The organism is Pelagibius litoralis (assembly GCF_011683915.1).
Lineage (GTDB): Bacteria > Pseudomonadota > Alphaproteobacteria > Kiloniellales > Kiloniellaceae > Pelagibius > Pelagibius litoralis.
This window is the reverse complement of sequence record NZ_JAAQPH010000045.1, coordinates 1-17,671: the sequence shown is the minus strand read 5'-3', so window position 1 is coordinate 17,671 and position 17,671 is coordinate 1. Positions and strand designations below refer to the sequence as shown.

The 17,671-nt window shown below is 58.8% G+C and carries 25 protein-coding genes and 1 pseudogene; 22 read left to right on the top strand and 4 right to left on the bottom strand.

Annotated features, from left to right (window positions below; translation table 11 throughout):
• Positions 1-114: 114 nt before the first annotated feature.
• The 18 genes and pseudogenes from HBA54_RS28115 to HBA54_RS29805 all read left to right on the top strand — a co-directional run bounded on the left by HBA54_RS28115 (position 115) and on the right by HBA54_RS29805 (position 8,660).
• The gene (locus tag HBA54_RS28115) at positions 115-630 is read left to right on the top strand and encodes a hypothetical protein (RefSeq protein ID WP_167231889.1); all 516 of its coding nucleotides are present in this window, start codon (positions 115-117) and stop codon (positions 628-630) included.
• 245 nt (positions 631-875) lie between these two features.
• Positions 876-1,154, top strand: a complete 279-nt coding sequence (locus tag HBA54_RS28110) for a hypothetical protein (protein WP_167231885.1) — start codon at positions 876-878, stop codon at positions 1,152-1,154.
• 1 nt (position 1,155) lies between these two features.
• A complete protein-coding gene (locus tag HBA54_RS28105) occupies positions 1,156-1,602 on the top strand; it encodes a hypothetical protein (RefSeq protein ID WP_167231882.1) in 447 nt (148 codons plus the stop codon).
• The gene (locus HBA54_RS28100) at positions 1,599-2,363 is read left to right on the top strand and encodes a hypothetical protein (RefSeq protein WP_167231880.1); all 765 of its coding nucleotides are present in this window, start codon (positions 1,599-1,601) and stop codon (positions 2,361-2,363) included. Before HBA54_RS28105 ends, HBA54_RS28100 begins: the two co-directional genes overlap by 4 nt.
• Positions 2,360-3,004, top strand: a complete 645-nt coding sequence (locus HBA54_RS28095; RefSeq protein WP_167231877.1) for a hypothetical protein — start codon at positions 2,360-2,362, stop codon at positions 3,002-3,004. The genes HBA54_RS28100 and HBA54_RS28095 overlap by 4 nt, the downstream gene beginning before the upstream one ends.
• A complete protein-coding gene (locus tag HBA54_RS28090) occupies positions 3,001-3,177 on the top strand; it encodes a hypothetical protein (protein WP_167231874.1) in 177 nt (58 codons plus the stop codon). Before HBA54_RS28095 ends, HBA54_RS28090 begins: the two co-directional genes overlap by 4 nt.
• On the top strand, positions 3,174-4,106 hold the full coding sequence (locus HBA54_RS28085) for a Gabija anti-defense Gad2 family protein (protein ID WP_167231871.1): 933 nt from the start codon (positions 3,174-3,176) through the stop codon (positions 4,104-4,106). Before HBA54_RS28090 ends, HBA54_RS28085 begins: the two co-directional genes overlap by 4 nt.
• 9 nt (positions 4,107-4,115) lie before the next feature.
• On the top strand, positions 4,116-4,880 hold the full coding sequence (locus tag HBA54_RS28080) for a hypothetical protein (protein ID WP_167231868.1): 765 nt from the start codon (positions 4,116-4,118) through the stop codon (positions 4,878-4,880).
• Between the two features lie 28 nt (positions 4,881-4,908).
• Complete coding sequence (locus HBA54_RS28075; RefSeq protein ID WP_167231865.1) at positions 4,909-5,367, top strand: hypothetical protein; 459 nt, start codon at positions 4,909-4,911, stop codon at positions 5,365-5,367.
• Positions 5,364-5,894 carry a hypothetical protein gene (locus HBA54_RS28070; protein WP_167231862.1) on the top strand — a complete coding sequence of 177 codons (531 nt, stop codon included), beginning with the start codon at positions 5,364-5,366 and terminating at the stop codon, positions 5,892-5,894. Before HBA54_RS28075 ends, HBA54_RS28070 begins: the two co-directional genes overlap by 4 nt.
• Positions 5,891-6,415, top strand: a complete 525-nt coding sequence (locus tag HBA54_RS28065; RefSeq protein ID WP_167231859.1) for a hypothetical protein — start codon at positions 5,891-5,893, stop codon at positions 6,413-6,415. The genes HBA54_RS28070 and HBA54_RS28065 overlap by 4 nt, the downstream gene beginning before the upstream one ends.
• Positions 6,393-6,599 carry a hypothetical protein gene (locus tag HBA54_RS28060; RefSeq protein WP_167231856.1) on the top strand — a complete coding sequence of 69 codons (207 nt, stop codon included), beginning with the start codon at positions 6,393-6,395 and terminating at the stop codon, positions 6,597-6,599. Before HBA54_RS28065 ends, HBA54_RS28060 begins: the two co-directional genes overlap by 23 nt.
• 222 nt (positions 6,600-6,821) lie before the next feature.
• Positions 6,822-7,343 (top strand): HNH endonuclease, encoded by a 522-nt coding sequence (locus HBA54_RS29990; RefSeq protein ID WP_167231853.1) that lies wholly within the window; start codon positions 6,822-6,824, stop codon positions 7,341-7,343.
• Between the two features lie 4 nt (positions 7,344-7,347).
• Positions 7,348-7,542, top strand: coding sequence for a helix-turn-helix domain-containing protein (locus HBA54_RS28050; protein ID WP_167231850.1), 195 nt, complete (start codon positions 7,348-7,350; stop codon positions 7,540-7,542).
• 17 nt (positions 7,543-7,559) lie between these two features.
• Complete coding sequence (locus HBA54_RS28045; protein ID WP_167231847.1) at positions 7,560-7,748, top strand: helix-turn-helix domain-containing protein; 189 nt, start codon at positions 7,560-7,562, stop codon at positions 7,746-7,748.
• A gap of 45 nt (positions 7,749-7,793) precedes the next feature.
• Positions 7,794-8,174, top strand: a complete 381-nt coding sequence (locus tag HBA54_RS28040) for a hypothetical protein (protein ID WP_167231844.1) — start codon at positions 7,794-7,796, stop codon at positions 8,172-8,174.
• Between the two features lie 158 nt (positions 8,175-8,332).
• Positions 8,333-8,488: pseudogene (locus tag HBA54_RS29985) on the top strand (transposase); the annotation flags it as partial.
• Positions 8,427-8,660: a transposase gene (locus tag HBA54_RS29805; protein WP_367575724.1), complete on the top strand. Its 234-nt coding sequence runs from the start codon at positions 8,427-8,429 to the stop codon at positions 8,658-8,660. The pseudogene HBA54_RS29985 and the gene HBA54_RS29805, both read left to right, overlap by 62 nt.
• A gap of 25 nt (positions 8,661-8,685) precedes the next feature.
• On the opposite strand, the gene HBA54_RS28025 is transcribed toward HBA54_RS29805, so the two are convergent.
• Entirely contained in the window at positions 8,686-9,207 is a 522-nt protein-coding gene (locus HBA54_RS28025; RefSeq protein WP_167231840.1) for a PM0630 family protein, read from the bottom strand.
• 293 nt (positions 9,208-9,500) lie between these two features.
• Here HBA54_RS28025 and HBA54_RS28020 point away from each other — a divergent pair, with 293 nt between their 5' ends.
• The gene (locus HBA54_RS28020; RefSeq protein ID WP_167231837.1) at positions 9,501-10,172 is read left to right on the top strand and encodes a CARDB domain-containing protein; all 672 of its coding nucleotides are present in this window, start codon (positions 9,501-9,503) and stop codon (positions 10,170-10,172) included.
• A gap of 75 nt (positions 10,173-10,247) precedes the next feature.
• Here the strand turns inward: HBA54_RS28020 and HBA54_RS28015 are convergent, their stop codons facing one another.
• Together HBA54_RS28015 and gph are read right to left on the bottom strand one after the other, a co-directional pair.
• Positions 10,248-10,670, bottom strand: a complete 423-nt coding sequence (locus HBA54_RS28015; RefSeq protein WP_167231834.1) for a hypothetical protein — start codon at positions 10,668-10,670, stop codon at positions 10,248-10,250.
• Between the two features lie 93 nt (positions 10,671-10,763).
• Positions 10,764-11,471, bottom strand: a complete 708-nt coding sequence (gph, locus tag HBA54_RS28010; RefSeq protein WP_167231830.1) for a phosphoglycolate phosphatase — start codon at positions 11,469-11,471, stop codon at positions 10,764-10,766.
• 99 nt (positions 11,472-11,570) lie between these two features.
• Here gph and HBA54_RS28005 point away from each other — a divergent pair, with 99 nt between their 5' ends.
• On the top strand, positions 11,571-12,206 hold the full coding sequence (locus HBA54_RS28005) for a hypothetical protein (protein ID WP_167231827.1): 636 nt from the start codon (positions 11,571-11,573) through the stop codon (positions 12,204-12,206).
• Between the two features lie 83 nt (positions 12,207-12,289).
• Here the strand turns inward: HBA54_RS28005 and HBA54_RS28000 are convergent, their stop codons facing one another.
• Complete coding sequence (locus HBA54_RS28000) at positions 12,290-12,853, bottom strand: PAS domain-containing protein (protein WP_167231824.1); 564 nt, start codon at positions 12,851-12,853, stop codon at positions 12,290-12,292.
• A gap of 94 nt (positions 12,854-12,947) precedes the next feature.
• Here HBA54_RS28000 and mazG point away from each other — a divergent pair, with 94 nt between their 5' ends.
• Together mazG and HBA54_RS27990 are read left to right on the top strand one after the other, a co-directional pair.
• A complete protein-coding gene (gene mazG, locus HBA54_RS27995) occupies positions 12,948-13,790 on the top strand; it encodes a nucleoside triphosphate pyrophosphohydrolase (RefSeq protein ID WP_205944968.1) in 843 nt (280 codons plus the stop codon).
• A gap of 324 nt (positions 13,791-14,114) precedes the next feature.
• Positions 14,115-17,671: beta strand repeat-containing protein (locus HBA54_RS27990; protein ID WP_167231821.1), on the top strand; the 3,557-nt coding region annotated here is incomplete at its 3' end.

Sequence of the window (17,671 nt, the reverse complement as noted above, 5' to 3'; positions counted from 1 at the left end):
GGCACCGGATTTGTTGGCGGCCTGTAAGGCGGCGCTTGTCGTGATGGAAGCAGAGGGCGCTGTGGTAACGAGCGAACTCCTTCAAGCCGCAATCTCTAGGGCTGAGCCTAACCCATGACCAAAGCAACCCCAATGACAGCCTATGAAGAAATGCTGGAGGCACTGTCTGATCTTATGCAAAGGACGAAAGGCGTCTGGGAGAACGGCGGTAATCCACAAGAATCTAAAATGCGCAAATCGGCCCGGCGGAAAGCGGCTCGCGCCATATCCCGCGCCCAGGCAGAGAAGGCAGCAGAGCCTACCCTGCGGGAAGCGCTGAAAGAGGCTCACAGAGCAATTGAAGACTTACTTCATGCCGAGCAAAACCCACACAGCGACAAGATACAGCAAAAGGCAAGCGACTCGGTAATGGCTGCTCGGCGTTCGGAACGTGCCGCCCTCTCTGTGAAGGCAGCAAAACCTGCCGAGCGTGAAGCGCTGGAAGACTTGGAGTCGCGGCGGGATCATTTTCACCAAGTCCTGAAAGAATTTGGCTGGGGCCACAAATACACAAGCCGTGCGTTTGACGACTTGGCGTTATCTGGTGAGCGCGCCCGCGCCGCCCTCTCTCCTGCGGGAGAGAAGCAATGAACACTGAAAAGCTCATTGGCACTTGTTCAGCAAAGCCCCGCCCCTCTGTTCACAACAACCACAGCAAGGACTCTCAATGGTGGAAACGAGAAGTTCACCACATCGCAAGATCGTCATCACCCAGAACACTTTGTGGCCGCAACGCAATGGAGTGGCTGGTTATCGATGGGGATCTGAAAGACTTAATTAGCAGCCGAGATTGCTGCGTCCGCTGCGCCGCCCTTGCGCAGCAGGAGGGAGAGTAGATGCGACAGGAAGCATTAAAGGCCGTTCACGTAGCAACGACCCCCGACGGTGACGAATACTATGAGGTTGGCCGGGGCGGTGTCACGTCCATCGAGTGGGGCGGTGTCACGTCCATCGAGTGGGGCGGTGTCACGTCCATCGAGTGGGGCGGGATAAGCGGACACATGGCGGAGCTCGATACTGTGCGGGTTTTCGTGAACGGCCAACTCAGTTCAGAGCATCCCTTCTGCAACTGCTTGGGTGTGTTTTTCGCAAAGCTCACCAAGGAGAGTGAGTGACATGACCACCACAGAACAGCTTGCTACAGCGCTCCGCGATCTGCTGAACGAGTATGACGAGGAGTCTGGCACTATCGATGTGGGTGCTGATCCATTTTGCTCTGAATGCACGCAGGGCCAAACGCCGTCGCGCTTCGACAAAGGCGCATGCCCGCTTCACCGTGCATTCTCGATCCTGCATGACCATGAAAATCCAGCACCGCCGCCACAGCGCATAAATGGCGGCCTGAGCGCACTTCTGATCGACCTCTACGAAAGCGAAATCAACGCCCGGATTAGCTGGTTTTACGACTCAGGATTTGCCGTAGAGATTGGCGATGAGATGAACGGCATAAAAGAGAAGGTGGACCACATTTACGGAACGTCCGGACTGGAATTCACTCTGATCTGTTTGGCCGTCAAACACTATCCCGACAGCGCATTCGGAAAGGCTATGCGAAGAGAATGACCGTCAAAGAACATAAGATAGAACCGTGCCCTAATCGTGAGTGCCACAGGGCCAGCTATCCACATATTGCCGAGTTTCGCGGCGTTGGTGAAACGGCGGGTGTCATGTACGCGGGGCGCTGTCTTTCATGTTTTATGGTAGGTCCCAAAATGGCAAGCCAGTCGAAGGCCCGCGAACTCTGGAACGCCCTCCCCCGCCCCTCCACCAGCGACGCTGCTGTTGAGGTGTTGGAGGAGCGCCAGAAGATAAACAAGGAGCTTCGACAAGCGGCGACACCGGGATCTGATGAGCATGAAACACTTTGCCGCATTGGTGACGAACTAAACCTCACACTAAACGCCACAGTGCTTAAGTCGTTGCTCAAGCAGCCCGCAGACAGCAGCGGCTTTGCGGCAACGCCGGAACAAGCAGAAGCCATGGCCGATGCTATCTGGCAATTACTGGACGACATGCAATTTCAGGATATCGGCGGTTACGTCTGCGGCGGGGCAATCCAGCAGGCCAAGGAGGCAATAGAGCCCTTTGCAGACCATCTAGAGCTTGAACCTCACGAAAGAGCAAAACCCTACGGCGGCTATGCGGCTGGGGTGGCTAAGTGCATGGAGGTGGTGGAACGGTGGAAAAAGACCTCGCTAAGCTTATCGGATGAGTACCGAAACAGCGACGAGGAGAAATCGTCACGCTACGCAATTCGATATGGGATGTGCGTAGATGTCCTTTCCGAACTCCGGGCACTCGCAGCCCAGGAGAAGCAGCCATGAGCACCAAGCCCATTCTCTTCTCCGGGCCTATGGTGCGGGCGATCCTTGAAGGCAGGAAGTCGCAGACAAGGCGGGTGCTGAAGCTCAAGCCGGGCATGGCCCCATGGCAGGACGAGGACACAGGCGAGTGGTTCCAGAGCGGCCACGGCGAGGCTGGCGACGACTTTCTGAAGGTCCCCTACGCCCCCGGCGACCTGCTTTGGGTGCGGGAGAGTTTCCGACTACGTGCCGACCAAAACGAAAAGCGCCCATCTGACGACTGGTGGAAGTCCGGCGCTTGGTATCATGCGGATGACCCGGAACTGGTGCCGAGCGGTTGCGGCGGCGGTGCTGGTAAGCTGCGCCCCTCCATCCACATGCCCCGCTGGGCTTCCCGCCTCACCCTGGAAGTGACCGCCATCAAGGTCCAGCGCGTGCAGGATATCAGTTGCGCTGACGCCTTGGCCGAGGGCGTGACGTGGCCGGACTCAGAAATGGAGGCTAAGGGCGAACCTAGCGGCTCACCGATTATAGCCTTCGAGGAACTGTGGAACGGCCTGAATGAAGGTCGCGGTTATGACTGGGAAGCAAACCCCTGGGTAGTTGCCGTCACCTTCAAGGCCCATCACTGCAACGTTGATTCCATGGAGAAGCAGCCATGAGCGACCTAACGTTAATCGTGAACAACGATATCAGCCGTGGCAATCGCACCTGGGAGCAGGCCTTCCTGGCAGGCCGTCGCAAGCACAGGGCAGACGAGGAAAAGGCCGCGCGTGACGAGGGCCAACAAAGGCTGGCGGATGAGCATTTCAAGAAAGAGGTCGAGATTCGATGAAGAAGAAAACAATCAATGCCGTCATCTCAAAGAAGATGAGGGGATGGTGGGATTCCATCGAAGATGAGAGTCTTCGCGAGCGTGTTCAAAAAGAGACGGTCGTAACTGGCGGCTGCATCGCCTCAATGCTTCTCGGTGAAGATATCTCAGACTTCGATGTCTATCTCGGTAAGCAGGAAACTGCCCGCGATCTGGCCGAGTACTACGTCAAGCGCTTCAAATCAAAGCGTGCCAACGGCATCCCTCTTGATATCAGCGTTAGGCCTGGAACAGACCGCGTGGAGATCGTTGTTCAATCTGCTGGCGTTGCTTCGGAAGAGGGTGCCGAGGCGGACTATCAGTACTTCGAGGACCGTCCGCCAGAAGAGGCGCAGACCTACGTTTCAGAGGTGATGGACGATCCGGCAGAGATAGAGGACCAGCACGAGGAAACTAAAACGGCGGCCTGGGCTGAAGCTGACGGTGAACTTTATCGCCCGGTCTTCCTGTCAACGAACGCCATCACTCTATCACACAAGGTGCAGGTAATCGTCCGGTTCTTTGGAACACCCGAAGAAATTCACGCAAACTATGATTTTATCCACTGCACAAACTACTGGACGAAATCGACCGGCGTTGTTTTGAACCAACCCGCCCTTGAGGCCTTGCTGGCGAAAGAGCTGCGATACGTCGGCTCACGGTATCCGATATGCAGCGCGATTCGAACACGCAAGTTCGTGAAACGTGGCTGGACGATCAACGCCGGGCAGTTCGTCAAGATGGCATTCCAAATTGGCGAGCTTGACTTGAAAGACCTGAGCGTTCTCCGCGATCAGCTAACCGGCGTTGATGTCGCCTACTTCCTTGAGGTCATCGATAAGCTTCAAGAGAAGGATAAAGAGCGCGTAGACGGTGCCTACCTTCTCGAAATCATTGACCGCCTGTTCTGAGGAAAGCCAATGACAGTTCTTGAAAATGCACGCGCGACAATTGGCGGAAACAACCCGCCCGAGCCCCTGCCCTTCGAGGCCATCAGCCAGCGCATTGACGGGCTATATGACGAGGCCAAGAACTGGCTAGACGGCGATCCTGTCACAAGCCAGGAAATGGCAGACGGGCTTAACCTGCTGATCGACATGATTCGCAAGGCCGAGAAGGAAGCGGACGAGTTACGCAAGGCCGAGAACAAGCCCTATGACGACGGCAAGGCCGAAGTGCAGGCCCGTTATGCTCCGCTGATCGGCAAAACCAAGGCAGTGAAGGGTAAGACCGTCTTGGCGCTGGAAAGTGCCAAGAAGGCCCTGACGCCCTGGCTGGAAAAGCTGGAGGCTGAGAAACGCGAAGCTGAAGCAAAAGCGCAGGCCGAGGCTGAGGCAAAGCGCCGTGCGGCTGAGGAAGCGTTCAAGGCCTCACAGGTGACAGACTTGGCGGCGCGCGAAGAAGCCGAGCGACTGAACGAGGTGGCCAACAAGGCAGAGATTGCCGCGCGTGTCGCTGCGAAGGATAAGGCCAGAGCCAAGGGTGGGGCAGGCCGCGCCACGACGCTGCGCACCTATTACCGGCATGAACTGACCGACCCCACGGAGTTCGCCCGCTGGGCATGGCAGCACTGCCAACACGAGATGTACGGATTTCTGAACGACCTTGCCAAGCGCATGGTTGACGGCAATCCGCACAGAGAGCTTCCCGGCGTGAAGATACACGAAGAGAAGAAAGCAGTTTAACTGAAGTTAACTCGAAGGAACTTCTAAGATGAACATCAACGGCGCATTCCCCTCCAATCACTTGAGAGCGGCAGACCTTAACGGACGTTCTTTTACACTCCTGATGGGCGATGTAAAAATGGCCGAGCTTGATGATGGCGAAAAGCCTGCACTGCACTTTCAAAATGCTGAAAAGCCACTCGTTCTAAACAAGACTAATGCAAGCACCATCGCGGCGATCTATGGCGAAGAGACTCAGAATTGGTTTGGGCAGAAGATCGAAATCTACCCGACTGAAACTGATTATCAAGGAAAGCGTGTTGCCTGCATTCGTGTACGAGCACCACAGGGCCAGCAGACGCAGCAACAAGCTGCTATGACGGCACAGGCTCCAGCAGCCGCGCCCGGCATCAGCCATCAGCAGAATGCGGCGATGGCCGGTCAGATGCCGCCTCCTGGCCCGCTGGATGACGAGATTCCCTTTGCTCCAATTCGGGACTTGCCGTGACAAAACCCAACTACAGAGGCGAAGCACAGCTTCTCTCCTGGTCCGATACTCCGGCGGGGAGGAAGATAACCTTCCTCCTCCCGGATGAGGGAGAGGAGCACCCGTTTAAGCCCTTTAAGACAGGGCCTAAGTACGGGCAGGCATTCGCCGTCATTACCCAGCCAGTGGATTACGATAACCCTGAGGGGGAAGGCGAACCGAAAGCTGGCGAGCCCGTGAAGTCCGTTGCTGGCTATGCCAAGGCACCCCCGACCGAATCACAGATATGCGGGATGCTGTGTAATGACCCGGGGTTTCAGGAGTGGGTAGCCGAAAGCTACGCCGGGATCTGGGATGGGTGGCGACGTGATCGTCCAGGCGCTTGCCTTACAGAGATTTGCACAATTGTGACGCGCGAAATCGTCGGCGTCCAATCACGCTCAGAACTCGACCGGCCAACACCGACAAACACGCACATAGAATCCTGGCAAGCTCTACGCGCACAATACGAGATCGACACAGGCAAGATAGCGGAGAAGAGAAGATGAGCGTGGTTGAAATCACCTGCGCTTTTTGTGGCCTACCCGCCAACAAGCGAGCGGGTGATGTCAACCGATCCCGCAAACAGGGCTATGCAGTCTACTGCGGACGGAAGTGTGCTGGCATTGGACGACGCCAGAACAAGAGTGCCGAAGAATTGAAGGAGCGGAAGCGCCTATACGACATTCAGTATCGAGCGAAGAACGCTCAGCGTCTCAAAGCAGAAAAGGCCGCCTACTATCAGCGCACGCGCGACCCCGAAAAAGAGCGGGCCATTCGGAAAGCCAAAATGGCGCAGCATGTCGAGTACTGCCGCCGCCCAGAGTATCGCGCCTACAAGAAACAGTATGACCGCGAGTATCGGGCACGAATGAAGTTTGGCTCGTTCTGGGAAAGCCACATGCTTCTAGTCGATCTTGAGACAGAAGTTAATTCTCAAGCGTCTAGATACGAAGTTTATATGGAAAAGGGTACTATCAACAAAATGCAGAAGAGGAAACGAGACTATGAAAAATCTTACTGCCGGTAATCTAAAGTCCGCCCTTTGGGAAACGTTGAACGACCTGAAGACCGGGACCATCCAGCCCGGCCAAGGTGATGCTATTGCATCCCAGGCTAGGGAGATTCTGCGCACCACCAACACACAGCTTCGCATCGTTGCGCAGGGCAAGCGAAATGTCCCCACCGAGGTAATCGACTTTGCCGAGAAGTGAAATGACTGACACCCCCACAGTATCCCCGGCAGGCCCTCAGATGATTTGCGAGGCTGGGCAGTGTGAGAGGGCGAATAGGTTGCGGACGACCTTGGAGAAGATCCGCACCCTTTCTGATCCCAGAGCTGTAAGCCAATCCAATAGCCTTAGCGAACTATTGGGAGCCGTCCACTCGATTGCGGAAACAGGGCTGCTCGAAAGCAACGACTGGCAGGACTCCCAATGACTGACCTCATCCAGAAACTTGAATCCGCAGAGCAGGGCTCACGTGAGCTTAGCGACGAGGTGTTGCTCCGGTTCTGGCGGAAAGTCGATAAGCGTGGGGCGTGGGACTGCTGGAACTGGACCGGCGGGGATCACGGAAACGGGTATGGGACCTTCTGGATGGCCGGCAAAATGTGGAGGGCCCATAGAGCGAGCTGGACTCTGCTAAAGGGTCCGCTTGAGCCCGGACAATGGGTTCTCCACCGTTGCGATAATCCTGCGTGCGTAAATCCAAACCACCTATTCTTAGGTGATGGTGCCGCAAATGTAGCGGATATGCTTTCCAAGGGGCGCGCGAAGCTCGACGGGCTTAAGCTGGGGCAAGGGCATAGAAAGCGTTTTACCCACTGTATACGAGGCCACGAACTTGCGGGCGAGAACCTGTATGTAACTCGCCGGGGCCATCGCCAGTGCAAAGAATGCAAGCGCAGCAGAACGCGGGCGACAAGGGCTATCCTACGTGCAAACAGTAAGGAGTAGAGAGATGGGTGAGAACCAAACCACACCAGAGCCACCTTTAGTTTCCGTGCCCGAGGCGGGGAAAATTCTTGGCGGCATCAGCGGCACCACAATTTGGCGGTTGACCAATAAAGGTGCGCTGGAAATTAGGAAGATCGGTAGCCGGACTTTCATCACTATGGAATCAATTCGGCGCTTAGCTGAACAGGGTTCAGATTGAGAAAAGGAAGCAGGGAAGTGGAACAAATTTTAGATGATGACCGCCTAACGCTGTCTGTAAAGGAAACCGCCAGGGTGCTTGGCATTGGTCAGACTTCGGTTTGGCGGATCATCGGAACCGGCTCTCTTGAGACCATCAAGATTGGCGGTCGAACCCTCGTCACCATGGCGTCAATCCGACGTGTAGCAGAACAAGGCGCTGACTGAGAGATAGGATATGGAAGACCGCCTGACATACGAAGGGAATCAAAAATGGTAATGGAAAAGCAGGATCTCAATAAGCCGCTGAACGCCTTTGATTGGCAGTTCGTTGGCCACGAGTACCACAAGAACGACGGCACCCCCACCCTGCCCTCGCGGCGGCTGGATATCCCCCTGCCCGCCACCCCGGACGGACTGCACACCCTGGCGCATCGCCTGTCCGGCTTGGCCGAGAACCTTCACACGACGGCAAGATTCGCAAAGGCGGGACACTCCTCGCGCGGCTGTATGCTTGAAGCCGCCGGTCTACTTCAGCAGGCCAGGGAGGCATTCAAGTTGCTTAGGCGTGAGTGGGAAAGAGAGTTGCGCGAGCAAGAAGAGCAAGAGAAATCATCCGCAGAAACCGAAGAACAGTTGCGGGTTGTAGGGTGAACAGCTAAACTAGGTCGAGTAAATGAGGGACTATATCTAGTGGATAAGGTCTCTTTATTTGCGTCTTTCCCGTTTATACATTATGCGCGTTTCCGAGAACGATCTGTTCTAGGCCTCTAGCCGCGCTCCCCCCCTTCGGCCGACCTCTGGCCTTTACCGTGACGCCCGGCCAGACCCACGACCTGGATGGCGCTGCTGCCCTCCTCAGACGCATCCCAACACCGCGTCAGCTCATTGCTGACCGAGCTTACGATGCCCGAAGGCTGCGGGACTGGCTGGCTGAGCGCGGCTGTCATTCCGCCAAATCCAACACGCAAACACCCTCACAGCTACGATCGCATCGCCTACCGCAGCCGAAACCTCATCGAGCGCATGTTCTGTCGGCTCAAAGATTTCCGAAGAATCGCCACCCGATACGACAAACGCGCAGATACTTTCCTATCTGCCGTCTTCATCGCCGCAATCATCACATGGTGGCTCAATTGAGTCCTGACCCTAGGGCAGCTCCGCTTCAGGGCGCCCTCACCTCAAATTCGAAGCGCCGGGCTAGGCGGTCGTCGATGTAGACGTCGATCGAATGCGGCCCGGTGGGATCGCCCTCGGCGATGCACCAGCGGCTGCTCAGCCAGCCATCCTTCGGGGCCGCGAATTCCTCGGTGGTGGCGGTGGTGCGGTCAGCAGAGAACCTGTGCGAGCTGTATTCGTCGTTCTCGCCGCTCCAGAACTTCGGGGCGGATGGTAGAGTAAGGACCTCCCGGTAGCGAATCACCGGCGGCGCATCGGACAGCTTGATCTGCCAGCCGAAACAGGCACGGTTCGGCAGGAAGGGTACGATGTCGGCGCGGATGCGGCGCTCCCGCCCCTGCCCGTCGTCGACCGATACCAGAAACTCCGCCTGCTCCACGACAACAGCCTGGCTTTCCGCCCAGGCCGGCTTCGACGGCGAGCCGAAGGCCAGCAGTGCCATGAGGACGGCCGCCGTTAAGGCGCGGCCTGCGGCGGCCGGCCCGAATGCGCCTGGACTGAATATCATGCTGCCCCCTATTCCTGTAATCCGAAGTATAGGCAGCAGCGGCCGGCCGACGGAAGCCGTCGAATGATTGCGTGAGGGAAAATACGGCCTCACTGACAGCATCCAAGGTCGCGGAATTAACCAACTAAAGTATTGAAATAATTATCTATGTCTTGAAAACTGGTTGTGGAAATCGGCGGTTGATTTACTTACCATCGTCCCCGGTGCCTTGAACCTTTCCTCCTCGGCAAACGACTACCCAACAGTTTTCCGGCCCTGTTAGGGGGCGGCCATTTACGAACGAGGAATTGGAAATGAGCTTCAATCGCAATTCTCCCGGCTTGGCAGCTGCGGCCGCTATTACCCTTGCCCTTGCCGCCAGCAATGCTGGCGCCTCGGGTTTTCAGCTTCAGCCTATTTTCACAGATCCGCCTGCGAGTGGGCCTGGCGGTTTAGCTGATGGTTTGCCGGATATCACCATCGGTGTCGGCTACATCGACGGGAAAAAGTGGACCGACGGCGGCGTCATCGTATTGGACAGCATGGGCCCGGTCATTGCCACGCGGGCCGGCCCTCAGCAAAACATGTGTCGCTTCAACCAGTTTGACTATCAGCCCGGTAACCAGGGCACTGTCAATGCCACCGGCTCAACGGCACTGATCTATCGCGATAACATACCGGTAAAGTCCGATGGCTTCCCGAATGGCTATCTGTTTGCGGGCGGTTGGACGCCCTTCAAGAAGTGGGAGGCCGAACTGAAGGAAGGCATGAACACCATCAAGGTGGTGATGGATGCCAACAAGCAGGTCTCCGAATCCAACGAAGGCAACAACTCCTTCGTCGCGAAACTGAACGTACAGTTGGACTGTGACGGCGACGGCAAGATCAACGGCATCGGCGGATTCAAGGTCGAACCAAGCAAGCCCGGCCCCGGCTCCGATCCGGCGACGAAGTCCCGCAAGCTGCGTCTCAAGCCGCGCGGTTAAAAAGCGACTTGAAGTTACATTGAGGAAGCAGCCGCCGGTGCCCCGCAACAGGGTGTCGGCGGTTTGCTTTTCGGCTCAGTTGCCCAGTTTCTTCAGCAGCTCCATATCTTTCTTGGAGAGCGCCTTTTCGATATCGCGCTCCAGTTCCCGCTCCCAGGAGTGCTTGCGTTTCTTCTCTTCGACATGGCGGTTCTGTGCCGCCAGAATACTCTGCATTTCCTGTTGCCGGGCGGTTTCCTCGCCTTTGCAGGTGGCGAAGCCATCCTCCCAGCCTTGTTTGTAGAGATTGTCGGCGGCAAACCGTTGCGGGTTCTTGCGCAGTTGCGAAAACCCATCGCCGCCCGCCTTGTGGCCGCTCTCGCAGCCCTCGCCATAGCCTTGGGCGTAAGCGGGCGGGAACCCCCGGTCCAACAGATCCTGTTCCTCGGTTGTACAGGCGGCCGTGATGCCGGCTGCTGCGGTCACCACTCCGGCGGCGAGATACCGTTGCCATCGCATTTCGAATTCCCCCTTCGGCATTTCCAACAGGAGCCACTTTAGCGGGATTATCCGATCCCGCGGCAGCGCCAGCCTTGTGTCGTTTTTGGGCGGCTATTTCAGCCCTTCGGCGCCGGCCAGTTCGACGACGCGCGAATGCAGCTGCCCGTATTGGGAGAAACTAGTCTGGTGCGGGATCATCGCCAGGGGGCTCTTGCGATACCCCTCGGCAAAGAGCGCGAAAAGCACACCCGCGGCCTGGGCAGTGGCGGCATCGACTTCGCTGTCGCCGACGAAGACGATGGCCTCCGGGGCCACACCCAGGCCCTCTGCCGCGTGCAGCAGGGGCCGGGGGTCCGGCTTGCGCTGCGGCAGGCTGTCACCGCCGACGAGGACCTCGATGTAACCGTCGATTCCCAAATCGGCCAACAACTGCCGCGCCGGCACCAGCGGTTTGTTGGTGCAGACGCCAAGGCGAAGGCCCGCGGCGCTCAATGTCTCCAGGGTCCCGGAAACACCGTCATAGAGTTCCGACAGCGCCGAAGGCGCTTCGTTGTAGATCTGATGGAAGCGGCCGATGGCGGCCTTAAGGGCCGACGGATCCACAGCTTCTTTGGCCCAGGCCAGCAGGCGTTCAACCAAGGCCGGAACGCCGTTTCCGACAAAGCCGGTCACCGTGGCGAGGTCAGGTCCCTGGTGGCCGCGTTCGCCCAACAGCCGCACGGCAGCGGCATGAATATCCGGTGCGGAATGCACAAGGGTGCCGTCCAGATCGAAGATAACGGCCTTAACCGGGCGCTGAACTGCCCTGTCCACGCTCATACAGAACCCCTCATTGAACCGTTTGGGACAACCCGGCGACCAATGGTCAGGACAACCAACTCCGGCCAGCACCGGAGGAAAGCGAAAAGGACCTGAACGATGCGCAAGAGCACTGTCTCCACACTGACTTTAGCGGCCGTTGCCGCTGTAACCCTGGCCGCCCCGCTCTCCAACGACAGCGCCGCTCAGTCCACCAAGGAGCAGGTCCGGCCGATTCCGGCGCAGATCAAGATCATTAAGCCGTCGGAGCCACCGCGCCAACCCGTATTAAAGACCAACCCCCAGCCGGGCAAACCGCGCCCGGGTACCGGAAGGCCGACAACCGACGGCCCCGATACTCCCAGCCAACTGGCCAACCTGGTTGTGATCCCTTTCTACAACAATTCCCATAACCTGCCTCAGGGCTTCCCTGAGCATAGCTTCTGCGTGAAGAACCCGGCCGGCGGCGCGCCGAACCAGATCAAGTTCTGGATCCGCAATGCCGGTGGCAGCGACAGCGGTGCTTTCCAGTGGACGCCCAGCTTCCCGAATGCCGGTGCTGCCCCTGCTAACATCGCCGTCAATGTGCCGGCCAATGGGCAGATTCTGATCACCCAAGGCATTCCCAACGGCTGCTATACGCCGGGGTTCAACGCGACCTGCCAGTTTTCGATCTCTCTTGACGACCACGATGAGGTCGAGGAGTGGAGCGAAGCAAACACCTTTGCAAACCTCTGTGTCGGCCCGGCGGGCTGAGCGCAGAACCGCAGTTGAAGGCTTTGAAGCGGCAGTCCCTACCCGGGCGGCCGCTTCTTTGCTTTGGGAAGCGGACAGGAGGGTCAGAACGACTTTCGGGGCAGCACGTCGTTGTCGATTTGAATGAGGTCTTTGTCTTTCACCGCCCCGGCCACCTGGTTGGGCCGGCAATCGTTTTCGATCCGCGACAGGCAGCCGAGCACCAGGCGCGTTTCGCCGTCGGGCAGTGCCAGCGGCAGGCGCACGATCTCGACCCGGAAGTAGCTCCGGTCGCTGTAGGTCAGGCCCTCGATCGACCGGATGCAGGTGCCCTGTGCCATCACCTCCTCGAACATGCCGGCAACGTTTTTCAGGTCATCCCCGTCCAGGAGTTCATCCAGGTAGCGTCCGGTGTTCTCCACGCCCATGGTTTCGCGAATCGCGGTACCTGACAGGCGAAAGAAGAAGCGGCCGGTTCCGGCCTCTTTCTCGACGATGAAGATATGGGGCAGCAGGCCCGGAATTTCCGCCGGGTCGAAGTCGTCTTTCAGCGGAACCCCGCCCCGACGCAGCGCCAGGCTGTGCCAGTAGGCATAGAGCTTGCTCGAGTTTGGGCTGAAGAAGGTTCCGTCAGTCCTGGGCTCTGCCGGTCTCTGGGACGTCAACATGCTTCCAGAGCTATAGCAGAAGTCTTTGTACTTCCTTAACCAAGCCCTCATCCCGCCCTGGCCGTTGCCGGCAGCTTTGGCTAATCTGCTGTTTATGACCGATGAAGCCCCCTTCCCCAAGCCGCCCGCCATCCGGCAGATCGACCAGCTGCTCGCCATCATGGCCAGACTCCGCGACCCGGAAAACGGCTGCCCCTGGGATGTGAAGCAAAGCTTTGCGACCATCGCGCCCTATACCATCGAAGAGGCCTATGAGGTCGCCGACGCCATTGAACAAGGCGACATGACAGCCCTGAAGGACGAGTTGGGCGACCTGCTGCTGCAGGTCGTATTCCATGCCCGCATGGCCGAAGAGGCCGGGCATTTTGTCTTCGATGACGTGGCCAAAGCAATCAGCGACAAGATGGTCAGCCGCCATCCGCATGTCTTCGGCGAGCATCAGGCTGATACCCCGGAAGACGTGAAAGTGACCTGGGAGGATCAAAAAGCCCTGGAGCGTGACGCCAAGGCAGCGGCCAACGGCGCTGCGCAGGTTTCGGCGCTTGACGGAGTGACGACCGCCCTGCCCGCACTGCTGCGGGCCGAGAAACTACAAAAGCGGGCGGCGCGTGTGCGTTTCGACTGGCCCAATGCCGAGCCGGTTTTCGACAAGATCGACGAGGAGATCGGCGAAATCCGCGAGGCTATGGATCAGGGCGGCGATCCGGACAGGCTGGAGGACGAGGTTGGCGACCTGCTGTTCGTTGTGGTCAACCTTGCCCGCCATCTAAGCGTCGATCCGGAGTCAGCCTTACGACGCAGCAACGCGAAGTTCGAACGCCGCTTCCGGGCGATGGAGGCCATGTTGACCGCAGACGGGCAAAAAACCGAAAACCAGCCACTCGATGCCTTGGAGGCGCTTTGGCAGGCGGTGAAAGGCGGCGAGGTTCGGGGTTAGAAAGCGACTGGTGATCGTCTGTCGCCCATAATCGAAACGTCGGGCGAGCCCAATCAAAATAACAACTATCGGTTTATTCGGAAAATACCTAGAATTGAAATTAACCAAGCTGTGCGAGCCTGAATATGCTCCGGCGGGCGATCTTATGATTCTTAATTCAAAATATTTTTAGTTTTATAACAAGAAGTTACTGTAAGTTACTCTAAGAAAATATTTTTTGCGCGCATTTTATAAGAATAATCACCTTTAAGTTGTTTCTACTTTAAATTGCTATTACGCTGCTTCTTACCGTTCAACCCATGATCAGTAAGGGAGCTTAGCGTCATGGCTCAGGACAACTCTCAGACCCCCTTCCCTGGCGACCCGAAAGAAAATCTTCAGGCTGCCGCCGCCCTGCAGAATATCGAAGCGCCGGCACTGGCGGCCCTGGTCACCGGCGATGCCGGCGACAACACCTTGGTTGGCGGTATGGGCGATGACACCCTGGACGGTGGCGGCGGCAACGACATCCTGGATGGCGATGCCGGTAACGATGTTCTTGGCGGCGGTACAGGTGCGGACACCCTGAACGGCGGCGCCGGCGATGATACCCTCGACGGTGGCGGCGGCAACGACACTCTGGATGGCGATGCCGGTAACGATGTTCTTGGCGGCGGTACAGGTGCGGATTCCCTGAACGGCGGCATCGGCGATGACAGCCTTGACGGCGGTGGCGGCAACGACACTCTGGATGGCGGTGCCGGTAACGATGCATTGGGCGGTGGTACGGGCACTGACACTGTCACCTATTCCAACACCACTTTGGGCGTCTCCGTCGACCTTGGGGCGGGAACGGCAACCGGCTCCGAGAGCGGCAGCGATACGCTGTCGGGTATCGAGAATGTCGAAGGCGGCAGCGGCGCCGACACACTGGTCGGTAATGCCGGCGCAAACTTGCTGACCGGCAATGCCGGCAACGACAGCCTTGACGGCGGCGGCGGCAACGACACTCTGGATGGCGGTGCCGGTAACGATGCATTGGGCGGTGGTACGGGCACTGACACTGTCACCTATTCCAACACCACTTTGGGCGTTTCCGTCGACCTTGGGGCGGGAACGGCAACCGGCTCCGAGAGCGGCAGCGATACGCTGACGGGTATCGAGAATGTCGAAGGCGGCAGCGGCGCCGACACACTGGTCGGTAATACCGGCGCAAACTTGCTGACCGGCAATGCCGGCAACGACAGCCTCTCCGGCAGCGGCGGTAACGATACGCTGGAAGGCGGCCTTGGCGAGGACACAGCGGTTTTCAGTGGTGACTTCGCCGACTACCAGATCACCAACCTTGGCGGGGGCGCGATCGAAGTCTCTGATCAGCGTGTGGGTAGCCCGGACGGTACCGATCTTCTGATGGGTATCGAGAATCTGCAGTTCAACGATCAGACGATAACCGTTGATGATGTTTTGATGCCGGTGGCGGTTGAGGGGGATCATCTGTTCCGGGTTCTGGCGGATGGTTCCGCGTCGGGGGATCTGGATACGGACACGGTGGCGGTGAGCCTGGTGAGCGATGTCGCCAACGGGTCCCTCACCCTGAATGCCGACGGCACTTACAGCTACACCCCAACGCTTGGCTTCACCGGTGTCGACAGCTTCGTCTACCTGGATGGTGGGGTTGAGCGCACGGTGCGCATCGAGGTCGGCCTGGCCGGTTCGGGCCCGGCCCAGCAGGTGAACAACGTTGTGGGACAGAACGAGGCTTCGGCGGATCTGACGGCGCTCAGCGGTGGCGGCTACCTGGTAACCTGGGTGGTATCCAACGGCGGGGTCGACCAGGGGGTCTATGCTCAGCGCTTCGACGCCCAGGGGATCGAGGTTGGCGCCGAGATCTTTATTCCCAAGCCGGGGGCCCCGGATGTCTCGGCCTTTAACCCGACGGCGGTGGAACTGGCGGACGGAACCTTCGTTCTCCTGTGGCAGTTCGGCAATGCCAACGATCCGGGCTTGCGGGCGCTGCGCTATGCGGCCGACGGGACCCAGCTGAGTGTGAGCGAGGTGAACATCGACGGCGGGCCGCGCGGCGAGCGCGACCCGGAGATCACGGCGCTTGAGGACGGCGGCTATGCAGTGGCCTGGGACCGTACCGACGACCAGGGCAATGACGACATCCTGGTGCGGACCTTCGATGCCGACGGCACGCCGCGCACGGCGGCCCTATCCCTGGATGTCGGTGCCGGCAACAAGGCCCCAGCAATCCTGACCCTGGGGGGTGGCGAGTTCCTGGTAGCCTGGGTTGGCGACAGCAACACCGACATCATCGGCCAGCGTTTCGATGCGACGACGGGGACGGCTGTTGTCGGCGGCCAGTTCACCATTGCAACGACGGCCGTCGGTGAGACAGCATCCAGGGTCGACCTGGCGCTGCTGGAGGGCGGCAGCTTGGTGGCGGTCTGGTCGGAGAGCAATGCGGACGCCGACGGCGCCGGCCTGTTGGGACGGGTCTTTGCCGCTGACGGCACGCCCCTGGGTGCGGCCTTTACGGTGAATGAGACCGTGGCCGGTGAACAGCTGACACCTTCGGTGACGGAACTGCCGGGCGGTGGTTTCCTGGTCACCTGGGCTTCGGAGATCGGCGGGCAGAGCAATATCCACGCCCGCGCCTTCGATGCCGGTGGCACGCCCGTCGGTGAGGAGTTCGTGGTAACCGATGGTCTGGCGGGCAGCCAGAGCAATCCGGAGGTTATCGTTCTGGAGGACGGACGCCTGGCCTTCAGCTGGGGCGAACCCGACGGCACCAGCGACGGCATTTTCACACGAGTCCTGTCGCTCGGCACCGACCGGCACGATAACCTGCAGGGAGGCATCGAGGACGATACCCTGCGCGGGTTTGCCGGCAACGATATCCTGGATGGTGGTGCCGGCAACGACACCCTGGATGGCGGTGCGGGCACAGACACCGTTAGCTATGTCAACACTACTTTGGGCGTCTCCGTCGACCTTGGGGCCGGAACCGCAACCGGCGGTGAAACCGGCACCGACAGCTTATCGAACATCGAGAATGTGGAAGGCGGCAGCGGCAACGACTCGTTGTCCGGCGGCGCTGATGCCAACCTGCTCTCCGGCAATGCCGGCGCCGATACTTTGGTTGGCGGCGCCGGCAACGATACCCTGGATGGCGGTGCCGGTGACGACACGGCGGTCTTCAGCGGTAACTTCGCCGACTATCAAGTGACCGACCTTGGCGGTGGCAATGTCCAAGTCGCCGATCAGCGGGTCGGCAGCCCGGACGGTACTGATTTTCTGACTGGTATCGAGAATCTGCAATTTAACGATCAAATCATAACCGTTGATGATGCTTTGACGCCGCCGCTGGCCGCCGACGATCATCTGCTGCGGGTACTGGCGGATGGTGCGGCAGCGGGGGATCTGGATACCGATACGGTGGCGGTCACCCTGGTGAGCGATGTTTCCAACGGGTCCCTCACCCTCAATGCCGACGGCACCTACAGCTACACCCCGGCGATGGGTTTCAGCGGTGTCGACAGCTTTGTTTATCTGGACGGCGGTGTTGAGCGCACGGTGCGTATCGAGGTCGGCCTGGGAGGATCCGGACCGGCGGTTTCGGTGAACAATACTGCCATATTTGTCGGCGACATCGCCAGTCTGGCTGGCGGTGGCTACGTAACCACGGTCTCAACCGGCTCGGTGGTCAGCACGCAGCGCTTTAACGACCAGGGAGAGGCTGTCGGCTCGCCGCTGCTGATCGGCCAACCCTTGAACTCACCGGAGGTGATCGGTCTGTCTGACGGTGGTTTTGTTGTAGGCCTCGAGTGGGACGAAGGCATCTATGTGCAACGCTATGACGCCGACGGGGGCTTGGTGGGGACGGGTTCGACGATTGC